Genomic DNA, 19,400 nt, shown 5'->3' on the forward strand with positions numbered 1-19,400 from the left:
ACTACGCATACCGGACATCCCTCCCCTCGATCCGTAAGAGACCAGGTAGTCTGCCCGTGCCGAAGGGTCTGTCGGGGACACCGGGGTATCGGTGGAGACCGCACATGCAGGCTTGCGTGGACCGACCGATCGAGAGGAGTTGCCGTGAGTGTCCCCGGCGCCGGCCGTACGGGGGTACCGACGTGGCGGGCGCTGGCCACCGCGCTGCCCCGTCCTCGCCTGTTCGAGATGCTCGACCGCGGGTCTGCGCTGACGGTGGTCCACGCACCGGACGGGTTCGGCAAGAGCACGCTGCTCGCCACGTGGCTGCACGGCGGCGGCGTACCCGGGCGCGACGTCGCGTGGGTGCCGGCGGCGACGGACGACGGGACACCGGACCGCATCTGGTCCGACGCGTGCGCGGTGCTGGGCGACCATGTCGTGGCCGGCGACCCGGTCGACCGGCTCGCCTCGACCCTCGGCGGAACGCCGTCCCTGCTCGTCCTCGACGGGCTCCCCGGCACCGCCCTCGACGACCTGCTGCCGACGATCCGGCAGCTGCTGGATCGCTGCCCGTCCGTGGACGTCGCCGTCTGTCTTCGCGGCAGCACCACGTCCGCCACCGTGGCCGCGGCGGGCCTCGACTGCACGTTCGTCTCCGCCCACGACCTCCGGTTCACGCCCCGGGAGACGGCGGAACTCTTCCGCGCCGCCGGGGTGGAACTCGGGATCGACGAGTACGGCGACCTGTGCCGCGCCCTGGGCGGGCTGCCCCAGCTGATCTCGGGCGCCCTGAACGTCGCCCGGCTGCACCGGGGCGCACCGGTCGACGAGGAGGGCCGGCCCTCCCCCGACCTGGCCGTCGCCATCGCCGGGTTCGCGTCCGGTCTGCTCGACACGCTCACCGCCGAGGAACGGGCGTTCGCGATGTGCGTCGTCGCCGCCCGCGATCTCGACGCGGAACTCGCCGCCGAGCTCACCGGCCGGCCCGAGCCGGCCGCGCTGCTCGACCGTCTCGAGGCGCGAGGCCTGCTCGTCGTCGACGAGGCGGACGAGACACGGACGTGGTCGTGGCCGTCGGCCCTGCGGTCGGCGGTACTGGAACAGGCCCGGCAGGAGGAGCCCGCACGGGTCGACGAGCTGATGACCTTTCTCGCGCGCCTGCACCGGGATGCGGGCCGGCCGGCGCAGGCCGCGGTGTACGCGGCCGAGGCTCGCAACTGGACGATGGCCGCGGGCATCGTGGAGCGCAGCTGGGGCGAGATGGTCTCCGAGCACCTGGAGGTGCTCATCCTCGTGTTGCGGACGATCCCGGAGGACTTCCTGGAGGACTATCCGGCGGTGCTCGCCGGACGGGCGCTGTTCGTGCAGATGCTCGCCGATCACCCCATCCTGCGGGCGTCGCTTCCGAGCGAACCCGACGAGCTGCACACGCTCGGCGCCGGGCCGGACGCCGCGAACGTCCTGCACCTGGCGACGGTGCAGTCGCTCGCGCTGCGTGTCGCCGGGGACTTCGTCCAGGGCGCCGACTGCACGCGACGGCTCGAGCCGCTGGTACAGAGCATGCTCCTGCACCAGCCGGACAACATCACCCCGCAGCTGCCGCTGCTGCGGGTCCAGTGGGCGATCACCTTCCAGCTCGTCGCGGAGCTGGCCGAATCCAACCGGCAGTTCGAACTGGCCTACCGCGGCGGTGTCGCCGCGGACACCCCCTACATCGTCCAGAACGCCGCGGGCAGCTCGGCGCTCAACTGGGCTCTGGTCGGCGACGTCCCGCGCGCCCGCCGGTGGCTCGACCGGGAGGCGACGACGGAACCGTCCGACGGGCTCTTCGGCGAACTCGTCAAGGTCGGCGGCCGGGTCGCCGCGGCCCTGACCCATCTCGACGCGCTCGACGTGGGCGCGGCCGAGTCGATGATCGAGCTGCTCGGCGCGCCCAGCGATCGGGAGGAGCTGTGGGGGTTCGTCGCCTACGCCCACGCCCAGCACGCCCTGCTCACCCTCGAGGCGTACGCGGGTCTGACGTGGTTGCACCACACCGTCGCCGGCCACGCCCACCGGCACGGCGACGGCGCATTCTCCCGGACGCTGCTCACCGCGACGGAGATCGACCTGCACCTGGCTCTCGGCAACGGCAACCTGGCCCGCGCCGTGGCGGACCAGGAGCCCCGGCACCATCCGATACTCGTCGTCTCCGACGCGCGGGTGGATCTGCTCGGTGGGAGTCCCGACCGGGCCGCCAAGAAGCTCGCGCGGGTGTCGTGGCCGGACTGCGGATTCCCGCGGGCCCATCTCGAGGCGTTGCTGCTGGACGCCGCCGCGCAGCTCGATCTCGGCAATCCCCGGTCCGCGATCGTGTGCTGGGAGCGCGCCTGCACGCTCGCCCGGACGCTCGGCAATCGGCGCGCCTTCACGACCGTGCCGGACCGGCATCGGCGAGAGCTCGTCGAGCGCAGCGGTATTGCGGTGCCGGGCGGTTCCGTCGAGGCGGTGTTCCCGGACGAGGTCGTGCGGGTCGAGCTGTCCCCGCGGGAGAGGCGGGTGCTCGCGTTGCTGGCCGACGGATCACCGCAGAGCGAGATCGCCCGGCTCCTGTTCGTCTCCCCGAACACGGTCAAGACGCAGCTGCGCAGCATCTACCGCAAGCTCGAGGTCCACACCCGGGTCGAGGCCATCACCCGGGCGCGGGAGCTGCGGCTGCTGCCGGTGACCGGTGAGCTCTAGGCGCGCTTCCGCGGCCCTTTCCGGCGCCGACGTCCCCTCCCGAACCGAGCGAATGTATCGCTCATCTCCGCAGATCGACGCGATGGCACGTTCGCTCGGCTCGGGAGGAGGTCACGCCGGTTTGTGGGCGAGCACCCGGAACACGATGCCCATCCGCCCGGTGCGGTGCACGTCGTCGACCACGAAGCCGGCCTCGGTGAGATAGGGGACAGGGTCGCGGAGCAGGTGGTCGGCGCCGAAGCGGATGCTGAGCGGCTCGATGCCCCGCTGCAGGGCGCGCAGCGCCCGGTTCGTCGACGGCCCGTGCTCGGCGAGGACGACGCGGCCGCCGGGGACGAGCACGCGGTGCGCCTCGGCGGCGGCGCGGGCCGGGTCGGGCACGGTGCAGAACGTGAAGGTCGAGAGCACGGTGTCGGCGCTCGCGTCGGGCAGGTCGAGGGCCTGGACGTCGCCCTCCCGCAGTTCGACGCGCGGATCGGCGGCGGCCTTCGCCCGGGCGAGTTCGAGCATCCTCGGTGAGATGTCGATGCCGACGACGTGCTCGACCTCCGGCCCGTAGAGGGGAAGGTTGAGCCCGGTGCCGACGGCGAGTTCGACGACGCGGCCGCGGGCCTGCGCGGCCGCCCAGTGCCGGGCCGGCCCGAGGATCAGCCGCTCGACCAGGCCCATGCCGCGGTCGTAGTTCTTCGACATCTCGTCGAAGATCCGCGATACGCGGGCGTTCTCGTTCTCGACCTTCTCCGAATCGGTCACCGTGTCTCCTTACCGCCGGGTCACCGCCGACGTTACCGGCGTACCCTCCCGGCTGTGACCGAACCGATCCCGGAACAGCGCCGCGTACTGACCGTGCTGGTGGCCGCGCAGATCCTCAGCGGCGCGGGCCTGGCCGCCGGCGTGACCGTCGGCGCGCTCCTCGCGCAGGACATGCTGGGCAGCACAAGTCTCGCCGGGGTGCCGAGCGCCCTGTTCACGATCGGGTCGGCGGCCGCGGCCGTCGCCGTGGGGCGGATCTCGCAGCGCGCCGGGCGCCGTGGGGGCCTGACGTTCGGCTACACCACGGGCGCGATCGGCAGCGCGGGGGTGGTGGCCGCGGCGGCGCTCGACACCGCGGCGCTGCTGTTCGCGGCCCTGTTCGTCTACGGCGCGGGCACGGCGACGAGCCTGCAGGCGCGCTACGCGGGCGCCGACCTGGCCGCCCCGGCGCGGCGCGGCCGCGCCGTGAGCACGGTGCTGGTGGCGACGACCCTCGGGGCGGTGGTGGGCCCGAACCTGGCCACCGTGATGGGTGACGCCGCCGAATCGTGGGGCATTCCCCGGCTGTCCGGGCCGTTCGTGCTCTCCGGCGTCGCCTACGGTCTCGCCGCCGTCGTCCTGTGGGTGCTGCTGCGCCCGGACCCGCTCCTGCTCGCCCGCAGCCGCGCGGCCGCGGAAACCCTGAGCGGCACCGTCGCGCGAAACCTGAGCGGCACCGTCGGCGAGGATCCGGCGCCGGCCGGCGACCCGCCGGCGCCGGGCCGGCCGTGGACGCCCGCGGTGACCGCCGGGGTCGTGGTCATGATCGTGACGCAGCTCGTGATGGTGGCGGTGATGACGATGACGCCGATCCACATGCGCGACCACGGGCACGACGTCGGCGCGACGGGCGTGGTCATCGCGATCCACGTTGCGGCGATGTTCCTGCCCTCACCGATCGCGGGGATGCTCGTTGACCGGGTCGGGCCCTACCGGGTCGCGGCCGCCGCGGGACTCGTCCTGCTGGCCTCCGGGGTGTCCGCGGCGCTGGCCCCGCCGCACTCGGTGGCGGCGCTCGCGTTCGCGCTGGGCCTGCTCGGCTTCGGGTGGAGCCTGGGCCTGGTGAGCGGCACCGCGCTCGTCACCGATGCGGTGCCGCTCGAGTCCCGCGCGGCCACGCAGGGCACCGCGGACCTGTTCGTCGCACTCGCCGGGGCGGGCGGTGGCCTGGGTTCCGGGCTCGTCGTCGCGGCGGCCGGGTTCCCCGCCCTGGCGCTGACCGGTGCGGCGGTGTCGCTGGTGATCCTTCCGGTCCTGGCGCGACGGTCCGCACACGTCGCGCAGTCCGCCGTCCACTAGCACCTCAGGCCGGCACGGCGACGGCTCGTCGCGCCACCCGCAGGTCCGCGACCCACACCAGGGCGGTCACGACGGCCGCCGCCACCCCGAACACGCACACCCCGGTCCAGCCGGCGCTCGTCCACGCGACCGCGCCGAGCGCCGAACCGGCAGCGGCGCCGATGAAGTACGTCGTCATGTACACCGCGTTGATGCGGGAACGCGCCGCGGGCGCCAGCGCGTAGACGATGTTCTGGTTGCTGATGTGGATGGCCTGCAGCGCCAGGTCGATCGCGACCATCCCGATCAGGAACCACGCCAGCGAGTACGCGCCGGCGGCCAGCGCGGCCCAGGACGCGACGAGCACCGCCGCGCCGGCGCCCGAGGTGAGCTGCGCGAGCCCGCGATCGGCGAGGCGGCCGGTGAGGTTGGCCATCACCGCGCCGGCGACCCCGGCCAGGCCCACCAGTCCGATCTGCACCTCGTCGAAACCGTAGGGTTCGCCGGCCAGCAGGAACGCCATCGTCGAGAACAGGGCGCTCACGGACGCGAACGACAGGGCGCCGAGCAGCGACCGGGTGCGCAGCCGCGGCTGGGTGCGCACGAGGGTCCCGAGCGAACGCAGCGTGGTCCCGTAACCGATGCGCTCGGCGGGTCGCGACGTCGGCAGCACCCGCCACAGGGCCAGCGCGACCACGACCATCACGGCGGCGCTCACCCGGTAGACGGTGGCCCACCCGCCGACGCCGGCGAGGAGCCCGGCGACGCTTCGGGCGAGCAGGATGCCGAGCACCAACCCGCTCATCACCGTCCCGACGGCCTGGCCGCTGCGCTCCGGTGTGGCCAGGGTCGCGGCGAACGGCACCAGCACCTGCGCGGCCACCGAGAACAGCCCTGCGATCGCCGTGCCGACGGCCAGCACCGCGATGTTCGGGGCGAAGCCGCTGATTGCCTGGCCGGCCGCGGCGGCGAGCATGAGCCCCACCGTGAGGCGGCGCTTGTCGAACATGTCACCGAGCGGCACCAGGAACAGCAGGCCGAGGCCGTAGGAGACCTGGGCGATGGTGACGGTGGCTGCGGCGGCGGAGTGGGAGGTGCCCAGGGCGGCGGCGATCGAGTCGAGCAGGGGCTGGTTGAAGTAGTTGCCGCCCACGCACAAACCGGTGGCCGCCGCCATCAGCAGCAGCACGGGGGTGGTCAGCACGGGCCGGGTCGACGTCACGTCTGCCAGCCTCGCGCGGCCGGGCCGGTGCTGTCCAACCGGCTTCCTGCCGTCGGCGGCCCGGGACCGCCGATGCGCGGCTCAGGCGCGGCTCGCGCCGATCAGCGCGAACCTCCCGTCGGGATCGATCCACTCGCGCCGGACGACGAACCCGGCCTCGGTCAGTTCACGGCCCATCCCGTCGAGACGGAACTTGGCGGAGATCTCGGTGCGCAGCTGCTCACCCGCCGCGAAGGAGATCTCGAGATCCAGCCCGGGAATTCGGACGGTCATGGGCTCGGTGGCCTCGAGCCGCATCTCGATCCATTCGTTGATCGGGTCCCACACGGCGACGTGCCGGAACTTCCCGGGTTCGAAGTCTGCACCGAGCCGGTTGTTGAGCACGTTCAGCACGTTGCGGTCGAATTCCGCGGTGACCCCGGCCGCGTCGTCGTAGGCCGGCACGAGCACGTCCGGGTCGGTGACGAGGCCGATGCCGAGAAGCAGCCACTCCCCCGGCTCGAGCACGGCGGCGAGATCGGTGAGGAACGCGGCGCGCTCGGCGGGCGCCAGGTTGCCGATGGTGCCGCCGAGGAACGCGATCATGCGGCGTCCGCCGCCGGGCAGGTGCGCGAGCGAGCCGGTGAAGTCTCCGACGACGCCCCGCACCGTCAGGTCCGGGTACTCGGCCGAGAGCCGGGTCACCGCGGGCTGCAGGGCGGCCTCCGACACGTCCTGCGGTACGTACGTATGGATGTACGGTTGCAGCGCGTCGAGCAGGATCTCCGTCTTCTCGGAGGAGCCCGACCCGAGCTCGACGAGCATCTCGGGGCGGGCCTCGTCGGCCAGTTCCGGTGAATGCTTTTGCAGCAGAGCCCGTTCGGTGCGGGTGGGATAGTACTCCGGCAGGCGGGTGATCCGGTCGAAGAGCTCGCCGCCGCGCGCATCGTAGAGCCAGGTCGGCGAGAGCCACTTCGGCGACGACGTCAGCCCGCGGCGCGCGTCGGCCCGCAGCGACTCGTCGAGCTGCTCCGGGGTCAGGTACACGTCCACCGTCATGAAACGGCCACCTCCATGGGGGACACGATGAGGTGTCCCGGTCGGGCGCTGACCAGGTGCCGGTCCGGCACCTGACGCCAGCGCGGATCGTCGTCGTACGGTTCCGAGGACACCACGGCGACGTCCTCGTCGACGAGGGTCCACAGCGAGTGGTACCAGGCCGTCGCCCACAACCCGGAACCGTTGCCCAGCAACAGGTTCAGCCGCGAACCCGGCGCGACCGCGAGCACGTCGTGGACGAGCCGCATCAGCGCCTGCTCGGGCCGCGAGGAACGCAGCCGCGAGTACAGCAGCAGCCACAGCGCGGCCGCGTCGGTGGGCGACTCGAGCTGCAGCAGTTCGGCCACCGGCAGGCGCTGGGCCAGCGAGACGAGCGAACCGGGCCACCCGCGGACCAGCCCGTTGAGGCTGAACGCCCAGCCGTCGCGGGTGAACGGGGCGCAGGCCGAGCGCTCGACGGGCATGCCCTCCGTCGCCGAGCGCAGCGACGCCATGACGGCTCCGGCGCTGATGTGCGAAAGGCCTTCGGCGACAAAGGGGTCGGACCAGATCGGAGCGGGGTTCCGGTAGCGGCCGAAGCCGTCGGCACCCCACCATGCCACCCCGAACCCGTCGGCGTTGATGGTGCCGCCGCCGCGCATGTCCTTCGGCGCCCACGATTGGCGCAACAGCGACCGGGGTCCCTCGGTCACCAGGGAGCTCACCGAGCGGACCGGCCCGAGATATCCCAGGTGTCTACACATCCGGCACGTCCCGCGCGCAGCGGAAGCCGGCGAAGATCTGCCGCCGGATCGGCAGGTCCCAGTTGCGGAAGGTGCCGCGGCAGGCCGCGGGGTCGGTGCCGAACGAGCCGCCGCGCAGCACCCGGAAGTCGCCGCCGAAGAACACCTCCGAGTACTCCCGGTACGGGAAGGCGGTGAACCCGGGATACGGCTCGAACCCCGAGGCCGTCCATTCCCACACGTCGCCGATCAGCTGGTGCACGCCGAGGCGCGACGCACCCGCCGGATAGGCACCGACGACGGCCGGCTCGAGGTGCCGCTGGCCGAGGTTGGCGTGGGCCTCGGTCGGTTCCTCGTCGCCCCACGGGTAGCGCCGGCTCGCCCCGGTCAGCGGGTCCCAGCGGGCAGCCTTCTCCCATTCGGCCTCCCTGGGCAGCCGGCGCCCGGCCCAGCGCGCGAACGCCTCGGCCTCGTGGAAGCACACGTGCACCACGGGCTCGTCGGGATCGAGCGGCACCACCGCCCCGAACCGGCGGCGCCACCACGTGCCCGAGTCGTCGCGGGTCCAGAACTGGGGGGCCTCGAGACCCGCCTGCTCGCGGTGCACCCATCCCTCCGGGCTCCACAGCTCCCGGCGGGCGTAGCCGCCGTCGGCCAGGAACTCGAGGTAGCGCCCGTTGGTGACGGGCACCGTGTCGATCGCGAACGCCGGTACGTACACCCGGTGCGCGGCCCGCTCGTTGTCCAGCGCCCACGGATCGGTCGAGGTCCCCATCTCGAACACGCCGCCCGGGATCAGCACCTCCTCCGCGGCCGGCGGCTCGGCGCGCCGCGGCGGCGGTGGGGCGTCGAGCACGGGCGATCCCGCCCGCAACTGGTGCGTGGCCAGCATCGTCTCCGCATGCTGCACCTCGTGCTGGACACTCATCGCGAAGACGAATCCGTCACGGGTGAGGTCGGTGTCGAATGCACACTGCGCCAGCACGTCCGCCGCCCGCGCGCGGACCTCCGCCGCGTAGCCGCGGGCCTCCGCCGGCCCGAGCAACGGCAGCGCCGGACGGTCCGCGCGGGGATGCCGGAAGGCGTCGTAGAGGTCGTCGACGTCCGGGCGCACACCGCCCTGACCGCCGGCCGCCCGGAGCAGCCAGCGTTCCTCCTGGTTGGCGATGTGCGCGAGATCCCACACGAGGGGGCTCATCAGCGGCGAATGCTGAGCCGTGAGCTCCGCGTCGTCGATGTCGGTCAGCGCGAGGACCCGCGCCCGCGCGCGGGCGAGGTCCCGGCCGAGCCGGGTGCGCAGACCGCTCACCGGTCCTGGACCTCCGGGGTGCGACCGCGGCAGCACCGCGCCGCCGCCGAGTCCAGGGCCGTGGTGAACCGCATGTCCGGCGACGCCTCCGCGGCGAGGGCGAGCAGTCCGACCGCCGCGGCCCGGAGCTCGAGGTCCGCGAGACCGAACTCGGCAGCCTCCTGCCAGCGGTCCACGACGGGTGCGGCGACGGCCAGGGCCTCGTCCATCACGGCCGGCGAGGTGAGCAGCGCCTCGACCGCGGCGACCGGGACCTGCCAGAGGGCACCCGGCTGGGCGTCGATGTACCGGACCTCGAGATGCCCGGCGGGACGCACCGGCGGGAACAGGGTGGTCAGGTGGTAGTCCAGGTCGGCGACGGTGGGCCGGCGCCCGATCTCGTCGTCGAGACCGCCGCCGAGCCAGTCCGCGAACGACGCACCCGGCGGCGCGTGCCAGTCCCCGTCGGACGCGCGCACGCACAGCAGCGGCGCGTCGAGCGCCCAGGCCGGGTAGTGCGCCGGATCGGGGACGGGCGTGGTGCGGTCGGCGTCCAGCGCCAGCCAGGTCCGCATCCGCTGCGACGCCCAGGTTCCGTCCGGGGCGCCGCGCAGCGAGGGGGAACACGCGAACGCGGCCACGAGCGCCGGTCCGACGGCGTGCAGCACCCGCCACCGGCGGGCCAGCTCGTCGTCGTCGGCGCCGGCGTCGACGCTCACCTGAGTGGCGGCGGTGCTGTTCATCATCAACCGGCCCAGCGGCCCGATCCGGTCGAACCGCAGCTCCATCGCGCTGTACCGGGGGGTGCGCAGCAGCCGCTGCGGGGGGCGCAGTTCGTCGGCCGCCGCGTCGATCATGTCCACCGACCGGCGCGCCAGCAACGCACGGAGCATGCGGGCATCGGCGGTGAGACGGTCGCAGACCTGCCGCGCCGAGCCACACGGCACGCTCGACAGTTCGACCTGCCCGCCGGGCTCGAGGGTCACGGCGCTGCCCGACGGCAACGGCCGCGCCGAGGAGCCCGGAGCCAGCTGCCGGGGGGCGTGCGGGCCGAGGGCCTCGAGGATCGCCTGCAGCTCCGGCCGGGCGCTCGTGCCGTCGGCCCGGGCCGTGAGCCATTCCAGTTCCACCCCGATCAGCCGGGGCGGCCCGAAGCGGAAGCTCACCCTTCGCACGTGCAGTTCGGCGGCGGTTCGCGAGGCGATGCCGGCGTCCGCGCGCGGCACCGCCGTGTCGACTGTGATCACCACTCGGTCCGCCCCTCCCTCGCCTGTGGGCCAGCTCACGGACGAGCCTAACGTCAACCGGCGACACGATGCGGGTGAACGCTCACGGCACGGCCCGGCGCGTCGCCCGTGCGAGGACACCGACCGCCAGCACGGCGGCGCCGACCCCGACGGCGCCCGGCGGCAGCGTCAGTGTCAGCGCGACGCACCCGACGGCCCCGATCACCTGCAGGAATCGGGGGTAGCGACGGTGCTCGTCCCGCTGGGTGAAGGCGGACAGGTTCGCGACGAGGTAGTACACCAGCACCCCGAAGGATGAGAATCCGATCACTCCGCGCAGATCGACGGTCGCGACGAGCAGGCACACCACCGCGGCGACGGCGAGTTCGGCCCGGTGCGGCACCGCGAACCGCGGATGCACCGCCGCGAGCGGGCGCGGCAGATCGCCCTGCCGCGCCATCGCGAGTGCGGTGCGGCCGACGCCCGTCACGAGGGCGAGCAGGGCGCCCAGCGACGCGACCGCGGCCCCGGCCACCACGACGGGCGCCGCCCACGCCCAGCCGCCCGCGCGGACCGCGTCGAGCAGCGGCGCGCTGCTCGACGCCACCCGGTCCGGCCCGAGGCACGCGAGCAGGGTCACCCCGACGACGGCGTACAGCAGCACCACGAATCCGAGGGCGCCGACGATCGCGCGCGGGATGGTCCGGCGCGGCTCGCGCACCTCCTCACCGAGCGTTGCGATCCGCGCGTAGCCCGCGAAGGCGAAGAACAGCAGGCCGGCCGCCTGCAGCACCCCGTACGCGCCGCCGCCGACGGGGCCGAACGGATCGGCGGGCTGTGCCCCGGGGCCGGCCCAGCTCGCCGTCACCGCCACGGCGAGGGCGACGAGCACCAGCGCCACGATGATGCGCGCGAGCCGGGCCGTGCGGGTGATGCCCCGGTAGTTCACGGCGGTCAGGGCGAGGACCGCGGCGACGGCGACCGGCCGCCGCCACGGTTCCGGCACGGCGTAGGCGGCGAAGGTCAAGGCCATCGCCGCGCAGCTGGCGGTCTTGCCGATCACGAAGCCCCAGCCCGCCACGAAGCCCCACCACGGCCCGAGCCGTTCCCGGCCGTACACGTAGGTGCCGCCGGACGTCGGATACTGCGCGGCGAGCTGCGCCGACGACGTGGCGTTGCAGTACGCCACGACCGCGGCGACGGCCAGGCCGACGAGCAGGCCCGCTCCGGCCGCGGCGGCGGCCGGCGCGAACGCCGAGAACACCCCCGCCCCGATCATCGCGCCGAGCCCGATGGCGACGGCGTCACCGGTGCCGAGCCGGCGCTGCAGGGGTGTCGGTTCGCTCACGCGTACATTCCAACCACGAAGACATGAACGGGAGGTACGTCCTCGATGCTCGACCTGCAACGCGCCCGTCGGGACACGCCCGGCTGCTTCGACCGGGTCTTCCTCGACAGCGCGGGCTCGTCGCTGCCGCCCACCCCGGTGCTGGAGACGACCGTCGCGCATCTGCGGCGCGAGGCCGAGGTCGGCGGGTACGTCGCGGCCGCGGAACGCGCCGGTGACCTCGCCGCGGTGAAGACCTCGATCGCGCGGCTGATCGGCGCGGAGGCGTCGTCGATCGCGCTGGTCGAGAGCGCCACCCGGGCGTGGGCGAGCTTCTTCTACTCGGTGCCGCTCGGCGAGGGCGACCGGATCCTGCTCACCCGCTCCGAATACGCCAGCAACGCCGTCTCCGCGCTGCAGCGCGCCCGCGCGACCGGCGCGACGGTGGAGACGATGCCCACCGACGCGCTCGGCCGGATCGACGTCGACGCCCTCGGCCGCACCCTCGACGAGCGGGTCAAGCTGGTGTCCGTCGTGCACGCCCCGACCAACGGCGGGCTCGTCAACCCGGTGCGGGAGGTGGCCGACGCCGCGCACGAGGTCGGTGCGCTGGTGCTGCTCGACGCGTGCCAGTCCGTCGGCCAGCTGCCGGTGAGCGTGCCCGAGTTCGACGTCGACGCGCTCTCCGCGACCGGTCGCAAGTGGCTGCGCGGGCCCCGCGGCACCGGCTTCCTCTACGTCCGCCCCCGGCTGATCACCGAGCTCGAACCGGCCGTGCTCGACCTGCACAGCGCGCAGTGGACGGCCCCGGACGAGTACCGGGTCGCCGACGACGCGACGCGGTTCGAGCTGTGGGAGACCAACGTCGCCGCCCGCCTCGGGCTCGGCGCCGCCGTCGACTACCTGCTCGACTTCGGTGTCGACGCGGTGACCGAGGCGGTCGCCTACCGGGCCGAGCACCTGCGCGACGGGCTGGGCCGGATCCCCGGCGTGGCCGTGCGCGACCTCGGCAAGGAACACAGCGGCATCGTCTCGTTCACCGTCGACGGCTGGGATCCGGCGCACCTGCGCGAGGCGCTGGCCGCCGAGGCGATCACGGTCACGGTCAGCGGGCGCGGCTCGACGCTGCTCGAGATGTCGGCGCGACGGCTCGAGTCGGTGGTGCGGGCCTCCCCGCACTACTTCGTCTCCCCCGCCGACGTGGACCGGTTCCTGGCGGCCGTGCGGTCGCTCACCCGGTCCTGACCGTCCCGGCAACCGGGACAGCCGGTACCGCTCCCCCAGGTCGCGTGGTCAAGGTGTGCGAATCCCCGTACCACTTCGAGAGGATCGCGATGACCGAGACCAGTCCCGTCCGTCCTGTTCCCGTCGACCGGATCCCCGCCTGGGATCTCGAGGCCGACGTCGTGATCGCCGGATACGGCATCGCCGGTGTCTGCGCGGCCATCGGCGCCGCCGACGCCGGAGCCGACGTGCTGGTGCTGGAACGCACCGGCGGGTGGGGCGGCGCGGCCGCCCTCGCCGGCGGGTTCGTCTACCTCGGCGGCGGCACCGCCGTGCAGCGGGCCTGCGGGTTCGAGGACTCGGTGGACGACATGCGCGCGTTCCTGACTGCGGCGCTCGGACCGGGCGTGGACGAGGAGAAGATCGCCGCGTACTGCGCGGGTTCCGTCGCGCACTTCGACTGGCTCGTCGGGTGCGGGGTGCCGTTCAAGCACGAGTTCTGGGGCGAGCCCGGGTGGGAGCCACCCACCGACGCGGGCCTGCAGTACACCGGCGGGGAGAACGCGGCGCCGTTCCGCACCGTCGCCCGGCCCGCGCCGCGCGGTCACGTGCCGCAGATGAGCAACAAGCGCACCGGCGAGCAGGGCGGCGGCTACATGCTCATGAAGCCGCTCGCCGAGAAGGCCGCCGCGCTCGGGGTCCGCGCCGAGTACGACGTGCGGGTGCAGACCCTCGTCACCGATGCGTCCGGACGGGTGGTCGGGCTGCTGGCCAAGCGGTACGGCACCGACCTGGCGATCCGGGCGCGCCGAGGGGTCGTTCTCGCCACGGGCAGCTTCGCCTACAACGACGACATGGTGCGGGCGTACGCGCCGCATCTGGTGGGCCGTCCCGCCGCGTCGATCGAGGAGCACGACGGCCGGGCGATCCGGATGGCGCAAGCCCTCGGCGCCGACCTCGCGCACATGAACGCGACCGAGGTGGCGTTCTTCTGTGATCCTCAGCTGATCGCGCGCGGCATTCTCGTCAACGGGCGCGGCCAGCGATACGTGCCCGAGGACACCTACCCGGGCCGCATCGGTCAGCTGACCCTGCTGAAGAACGACAACGAGGCGTTCCTCGTCATCGACGAGGCGGCGTACGAGGCGGGGATGGCAGCCCCGACGTCGTCGGAGCAGCTGCGCCATCAGCCGAAATGGGTGTGCGAGACCGTCGCCGACCTCGAGGCCGAGATGGGTCTGCCCGAGCAGGCGCTGCAGTCCACGGTGCAGCTGTACAACCGGCACGCCGCACGGGGCGAGGACCCGCTGCTGGGCAAGAAGCGCGAATGGGTGAAGCCGATCGGTTCGCCCGTCGCGGCGATCGACCTGCGCGGCATGACCGGCGGGTTCACGCTCGGCGGCCTGCGCACGAGCCTGGACTCGGAGGTGCTGCACGTCGACGGCACGCCGATCCCGGGGCTGTTCGCGGCGGGACGGGCGGCGGCCGGGCTGTCGGCGTGGGGATACTGCAGCGGCATCTCCCTCGGCGACGGCAGTTTCTTCGGCCGGCGGGCGGGCACCGCCGCCGCGCGCGGCTGAGCGCAGGGCGGCGTTCGACTGGCCCGGGCGGATCCGGTAGAGTCGTTCGAGTTGTCTCGGCGAGGGTGAACCGCGAAATCGCTGGCTCACCGTGATCGACGCGGCTGCGGCTCCGCTCGAGCGTGTCCACGCTCCTGGCCGCGCGCGTCGCCCCTCGCCGGGAAGACCGCCCCAGTTCGAGCCATATGCGTAGGAGCCTTTCAGCATGTCCGACGAAAACCGTCTCGTAGCCGCCGTCCGTACCGAGTTCGGCAAGGGTGCCGCCCGCCGCGCCCGCCGCGACGGTCAGGTCCCCGCCGTTCTGTACGGCCACGGCACGGACCCCAAGCACCTCGCCCTCCCGGCCCGTGAATTCGCGGCCGTGCTGCGCGCCCACGGCACCAACGCCCTGCTGACCCTCGAGGTCGACGGCGGCGAGGAGCTGGCGCTGACCAAGTCGGTCGTCGTGCACCCGATCCGCAACTACATCGAGCATGCCGATCTGCTCGTCGTGAAGAAGGGCGAGAAGGTCACCGTCGAGGTCCCGCTCGTGGTCACCGGCGAGGCCGCCTCCGGCACCCTGGTCGTCAACGAGGTCAGCACCGTCCAGCTCGAGGCCGACGCCCTGAACCTGCCCGAGCAGGTCGAGGTGTCCATCGAGGGTGTCGAGGCCGGTACCCAGATCCTCGCGAACAACGTGCAGCTGCCCGCCGGTGCGACCCTGCAGGGCGACCCGGAGCTGCTGCTGGTGAACGTGGTCGCCGCACCGACCGCCGCCGCGATGGAGGGCGAGACCGCGGAGGGCGAGGCCGCCGAGGCCGAGGAGGCCTGAGCCCCCACCGGCTCCGCGTGACGTGACGAGCGGCGCGTCATCCCACGGGATGACGCGCCGCCGTCGTGACAACACCCGCCGCAACGGAAGGACACCGCCAAGTGAGCGACGGCACCGCCCTCGTCGTCGGGCTGGGCAATCCCGGCCCGCAGTACGAGAAGACCCGCCACAACGTCGGCTGCATGGTGGCCGACACGCTCGCCGCCCGCGTCGGCGGAAAGTTCAGCGCGCACAAGCGCAGCAACGCCGACATCGTGCAGGCCCGCCTCGACGGCCGGCAGGTGATCCTCGCCAAGCCACGCACCTACATGAACCTCTCGGGCGGGCCGGTCGCCGGACTCGCGCGGTTCTTCTCCGTCGAGCCCGCCGACGTCGTCGTCCTCCACGACGAGCTGGACCTGGACTTCGGCACGATCCGGCTCAAGCTCGGCGGCGGCGAGAACGGCCACAACGGGCTGCGGTCGATCTCGAGTGCCCTCGGCACCAAGCACTACCTGCGCACCCGCATCGGGATCGGCCGCCCGCCCGGCCGCATGGACCCGGCCGACTACGTGCTCAAGCCGTTCTCCTCGACCGAACGCAAGGACCTCGACCTGATCCGCGAGCAGGCCGCCGACGCGGTGGAGCTGTTGCTGCGGGTCGGCCTGGAAGAGGCGCAGAACAGGCTGCACTGAGCGCGGCGTCAGCCGCCCAGCAGGTGGACGGAGCTGCCACGGCGCAGCTTGCCCGACGACGTCTTCGGGATGCTGCCCGGCCCGAGCACCGCGACGGTGCGCGGCCGCACCCCGACCTCCGCGACGACCGCGTGCACGACGTCGTGTTCGATGCGGCGCACCTCCTCCGGATCGTCGATCCGGTTGGTCTCGACGGCGACCGCGAACGACTCGCGTTTGTCGCCGGCGTCGAGGCGGATCGCGACGGCGTTGCCGGGGCGCACGCCGTCGACGCTGCACGCGGCCCGTTCGATGTCGGTGGGATAGACGTTGCGCCCGCCCATGATGATGACGTCCTTGACGCGTCCGCACACCACGATCAGGCCGTCCTCGGTGAAGTAGCCCACGTCGCCGGTGTCGAACCAGCCCTGCGAGTCCTGCGCGGGCACCGGACCGTCGACGGTGAGGTAGCCGTGGGTGACCGCCTTGCCGCGCAACTGGATGATGCCGACGCCGCGGGGCGGCAGCAGCTCCCCGTCCTGGCCGACGACGCGGCCCTCGAGGCCGGGCACGAGGTGGCCGAGAGTGGGCAGGCGACGGGCGTTGGACCGGCTCGACGGCACCGCCATCCCGCCGGCCTCGAGCAGGTCGGGGTCGACGAGATCGAGGATCTGCCCGCGTCCGGGGTCCGGCACCGAGACCGCGAGGGTGGTCTCGGCCATGCCGTAGACCGGCGCGAGCGCGGCGGGGTCGAGGCCGAACCGGGCGCCGGCGGCGGCGAGGGCCTCCATGGTGTCCGGGTCGACCGGCTCGGCACCGTTCCACATCCACCGCACCGACGACAGGTCGACCGCGCCGTCGGGCGCCTGCGCAAGCTTGCGCGCCAGCAGCGAGTACGCGAAGTTCGGTGCGGCCGTTACGGTTCCGCGGTACTTGCTCATCAGCTCGGCCCACAGCAGCGGGGACCGCAGGAAGTCGAGCGGGGTCACGGAGACGACCTCGGCGCCGACCTGCATGGGCACGCTGAGGAACCCGACCATCCCCATGTCGTGGAACAGCGGCAGCCAGCTGACCATCACGTCGTCGTCGAGGGAGAACTTGATCCGCTCGATCATCGCGTACGCGTTGACGTAGAAGTTCTCGTGCGTGATCTGCACGGCCTTCGGGGATCCCGTGGACCCGGAGGTCAGCTGCTGCAGCGCGATGTCCTGTTCGTCGGTGGGCAGCGGGTCGACGGGCGTGCCGGCGTCCATCTCGGCGATCGTGACGACGGGGATGCCCCGCTCGGCGAGCAGCGGCGCGGCGATCTCGAAGGGGGCGCCGAGCACCACGGTGCGGGCGCCGATCATGCCGATGACGACCTCGGTGTCGCGGGCCCACAGGGCCAGATCGGTGCGCGGGGTGGGCTGGTGCAGCATCGTCACCGAGGCACCGCGCATCCACACGGCCTGGCAGGCGGGGGCGATGTCCACCGGATTCCCGGCGAGGATGCCGACGGCGTCGCCGTGGCCGATGCCGGCCGCGGCGAGGGCACCGGCCATGCGCCGGGCCTGCTCGTGGATCTGCCCCCATGTCTGCCGCCGCGGGGCGTCCGGCTCGCCGGTGACCAGAGCATGCGGCGAGCAAGCCGCGGTCTCGTACATCTCGTCGGTGAATCTGCTCACGAACCACTCCTCACGCCGGATACGACCACGCCCAGGGTGCCCCGGATCCGCGCCGAGGGGGAGTCTCTTCGGCGAATGTGACCGAATCTGGCGGAAATCGACATTCAATCGCCGAGTAACATGGACGAGTTGTCTGCGATGCGCGAGCCGCCCGCGCGCATCCACGAGCCGCACATCCGCTTCGAGAGGTTCTCCTGCGTTGACTACCCCGCCCGTTTCCACCGGCAACGACGCCGGCAACACCGCCGTGTCGTCGAAGGAAGTGCTCGCGGAAGCGGGTCGCCGCCGCACCTTCGCAGTGATCTCCCACCCGGACGCCGGCAAGTCCACGCTGACCGAGGCGCTGGCCCTGCATGCGAAGGTCATCGCGGAGGCCGGTGCGGTGCACGGCAAGGCCGGGCGCAAGTCCACCGTGTCCGACTGGATGGAGATGGAGAAGGCCCGCGGCATCTCCGTCAGCTCCACGGCGCTGCAGTTCAACTATCGCTCCGAGGAGTCCGGCGACGACATCGTCAACGTGATCAACCTCGTCGACACCCCCGGCCACTCCGACTTCTCCGAGGACACCTACCGGGTGCTCACCGCCGTGGATGCGGCGGTGATGCTCATCGACGCCGCCAAGGGCCTCGAGCCGCAGACGCTCAAGCTGTTTCAGGTGTGCCGGCACCGGGGCATCCCCGTCATCACCGTGATCAACAAGTGGGACCGGCCCGGCCGGACCCCGCTGGAACTGCTCGACGAGATCGACGAGCGCATCGGCCTGACCCCCACCCCCCTGTTCTGGCCCGTCGGCATCGCCGGCGACTTCCGCGGCCTGCTGCGCCGCGGCGAGGACGGCGCACCGGTCGAGTACGTCAAGTTCACCCGCACCGCCGGCGGCGCGAAGATCGCCCCCGAGGACCGGCTCTCCCCCGGCGAGGCCGAGGACCGCGAGGGCGAGACGTGGATCGAGGCGGCCGAGGAGTCGGAGCTGCTGTCGGCCAGCGGGCAGGACCACGACCAGGAGCTGTTCCTGGCCGGGCAGACCTCGCCGGTGATCTTCGCGTCGGCGATGCTCAACTTCGGTGTCCGGCAGATCCTCGACACCCTCGTCGCGCTGGCGCCGCCGCCGCGCGCCCGGCTCGACGTGAACGGCAACTCCCGCAACGTGGACGACCCGTTCAGCGCCGTGGTGTTCAAGGTGCAGGCGGGCATGGACACCGCGCACCGCGACCGCCTGGCGTTCATGCGGGTGGTGTCCGGGGTGTTCGAGCGCGGCATGGTCGTCACGCACGCGCAGACGGGCAAGCCGTTCGCCACCAAGTACGCGCTGACGGTGTTCGGCCGGGAACGGTCCACGGTCGAGAACGCCTACCCCGGCGACGTGGTCGGCCTGGTCAACGCCACGGCTCTCGCGCCCGGGCACACCCTGTACGTGGACAGGAAGGTGGAGTTCCCGCCGATCCCGTCGTTCGCGCCCGAGCACTTCTCGATCCTGCGCGCCGAGAGCGCCTCGAAGTACAAGCAGTTCCGCAAGGCCGTCGATCAACTCGACTCCGAAGGCGTGGTGCAGATCCTGCGCAACGACATCCGCGGCGACGCGTCCCCGGTGATGGCAGCCGTCGGTCCCATGCAGTTCGAGGTGGTGGCGGCCCGGATGAAGGCCGAGTACAACGTCGAGCCGCGGATGGAACCGCTCGGCTACGCGCTGGCCCGCCGCACCGACGCGGCCTCGGCGGACGAGCTGAACCGGCAGCGCGGCGTCGAGGTCTTCACCCGCTCGGACGGGGTGCTGCTGGCGCTGGTGAGCGACAAGTGGCGGCTGCAGTACATCCAGAAGGAACTTCCCGAGCTCACCCTCGAGCCGCTGGTGGCCACCGCCGATTAGGGACG

General features: G+C 72.8%; 15 protein-coding genes. 7 read left to right on the forward strand and 8 right to left on the reverse strand.

Going from position 1 to position 19,400, the window contains the following annotated elements:
• Positions 1-144: 144 nt before the first annotated feature.
• Positions 145-2,703, forward strand: coding sequence for a LuxR C-terminal-related transcriptional regulator (locus JYA75_RS24575; RefSeq protein WP_203329475.1), 2,559 nt, complete (start codon positions 145-147; stop codon positions 2,701-2,703).
• Between the two features lie 111 nt (positions 2,704-2,814).
• Here JYA75_RS24575 and JYA75_RS24580 read toward each other — a convergent pair whose 3' ends face one another.
• Positions 2,815-3,456 carry a methyltransferase domain-containing protein gene (locus tag JYA75_RS24580; protein ID WP_050034783.1) on the reverse strand — a complete coding sequence of 214 codons (642 nt, stop codon included), beginning with the start codon at positions 3,454-3,456 and terminating at the stop codon, positions 2,815-2,817.
• Positions 3,457-3,510: 54 nt separating this feature from the next.
• Between JYA75_RS24580 and JYA75_RS24585 the strand changes: the two genes are divergently transcribed.
• Complete coding sequence (locus JYA75_RS24585) at positions 3,511-4,794, forward strand: MFS transporter (protein ID WP_203329476.1); 1,284 nt, start codon at positions 3,511-3,513, stop codon at positions 4,792-4,794.
• 4 nt (positions 4,795-4,798) lie between these two features.
• Here the strand turns inward: JYA75_RS24585 and JYA75_RS24590 are convergent, their stop codons facing one another.
• The 6 genes from JYA75_RS24590 to JYA75_RS24615 form a co-directional block, all read right to left on the reverse strand.
• Positions 4,799-5,995: an MFS transporter gene (locus tag JYA75_RS24590; protein ID WP_203329477.1), complete on the reverse strand. Its 1,197-nt coding sequence runs from the start codon at positions 5,993-5,995 to the stop codon at positions 4,799-4,801.
• An 81-nt stretch (positions 5,996-6,076) separates the two neighbouring features.
• Positions 6,077-7,033 (reverse strand): L-histidine N(alpha)-methyltransferase, encoded by a 957-nt coding sequence (gene egtD / locus JYA75_RS24595; RefSeq protein ID WP_043800373.1) that lies wholly within the window; start codon positions 7,031-7,033, stop codon positions 6,077-6,079.
• Entirely contained in the window at positions 7,030-7,776 is a 747-nt protein-coding gene (egtC, locus tag JYA75_RS24600) for an ergothioneine biosynthesis protein EgtC (protein ID WP_006938912.1), read from the reverse strand. Before egtC ends, egtD begins: the two co-directional genes overlap by 4 nt.
• Positions 7,769-9,064 (reverse strand): ergothioneine biosynthesis protein EgtB, encoded by a 1,296-nt coding sequence (gene egtB / locus JYA75_RS24605; RefSeq protein ID WP_203329478.1) that lies wholly within the window; start codon positions 9,062-9,064, stop codon positions 7,769-7,771. The genes egtC and egtB overlap by 8 nt, the downstream gene beginning before the upstream one ends.
• Positions 9,061-10,293 carry an ergothioneine biosynthesis glutamate--cysteine ligase EgtA gene (gene egtA, locus JYA75_RS24610; protein ID WP_029542112.1) on the reverse strand — a complete coding sequence of 411 codons (1,233 nt, stop codon included), beginning with the start codon at positions 10,291-10,293 and terminating at the stop codon, positions 9,061-9,063. The genes egtB and egtA overlap by 4 nt, the downstream gene beginning before the upstream one ends.
• 79 nt (positions 10,294-10,372) lie before the next feature.
• A complete protein-coding gene (locus JYA75_RS24615) occupies positions 10,373-11,617 on the reverse strand; it encodes an APC family permease (RefSeq protein WP_006938915.1) in 1,245 nt (414 codons plus the stop codon).
• Between the two features lie 45 nt (positions 11,618-11,662).
• On the opposite strand from JYA75_RS24615, the gene JYA75_RS24620 reads away from it, so the two are divergent.
• The 4 genes from JYA75_RS24620 to pth all read left to right on the forward strand — a co-directional run bounded on the left by JYA75_RS24620 (position 11,663) and on the right by pth (position 15,885).
• On the forward strand, positions 11,663-12,841 hold the full coding sequence (locus JYA75_RS24620) for an aminotransferase class V-fold PLP-dependent enzyme (RefSeq protein WP_006938916.1): 1,179 nt from the start codon (positions 11,663-11,665) through the stop codon (positions 12,839-12,841).
• An 89-nt stretch (positions 12,842-12,930) separates the two neighbouring features.
• Positions 12,931-14,400: an FAD-dependent oxidoreductase gene (locus tag JYA75_RS24625; RefSeq protein WP_203329479.1), complete on the forward strand. Its 1,470-nt coding sequence runs from the start codon at positions 12,931-12,933 to the stop codon at positions 14,398-14,400.
• A gap of 205 nt (positions 14,401-14,605) precedes the next feature.
• Positions 14,606-15,211: a 50S ribosomal protein L25/general stress protein Ctc gene (locus JYA75_RS24630; protein ID WP_006938918.1), complete on the forward strand. Its 606-nt coding sequence runs from the start codon at positions 14,606-14,608 to the stop codon at positions 15,209-15,211.
• Positions 15,212-15,312: 101 nt separating this feature from the next.
• Entirely contained in the window at positions 15,313-15,885 is a 573-nt protein-coding gene (gene pth, locus JYA75_RS24635) for an aminoacyl-tRNA hydrolase (protein ID WP_006938920.1), read from the forward strand.
• A gap of 8 nt (positions 15,886-15,893) precedes the next feature.
• Here pth and JYA75_RS24640 read toward each other — a convergent pair whose 3' ends face one another.
• Complete coding sequence (locus JYA75_RS24640) at positions 15,894-17,528, reverse strand: fatty acyl-AMP ligase (RefSeq protein ID WP_203329480.1); 1,635 nt, start codon at positions 17,526-17,528, stop codon at positions 15,894-15,896.
• A gap of 247 nt (positions 17,529-17,775) precedes the next feature.
• On the opposite strand from JYA75_RS24640, the gene JYA75_RS24645 reads away from it, so the two are divergent.
• Positions 17,776-19,395: a peptide chain release factor 3 gene (locus JYA75_RS24645; RefSeq protein ID WP_230304614.1), complete on the forward strand. Its 1,620-nt coding sequence runs from the start codon at positions 17,776-17,778 to the stop codon at positions 19,393-19,395.
• Positions 19,396-19,400: the final 5 nt, after the last annotated feature.

The organism is Rhodococcus sp. PSBB066, from assembly GCF_017068255.1.
GTDB classification, from domain to species: domain Bacteria; phylum Actinomycetota; class Actinomycetes; order Mycobacteriales; family Mycobacteriaceae; genus Rhodococcus; species Rhodococcus aetherivorans.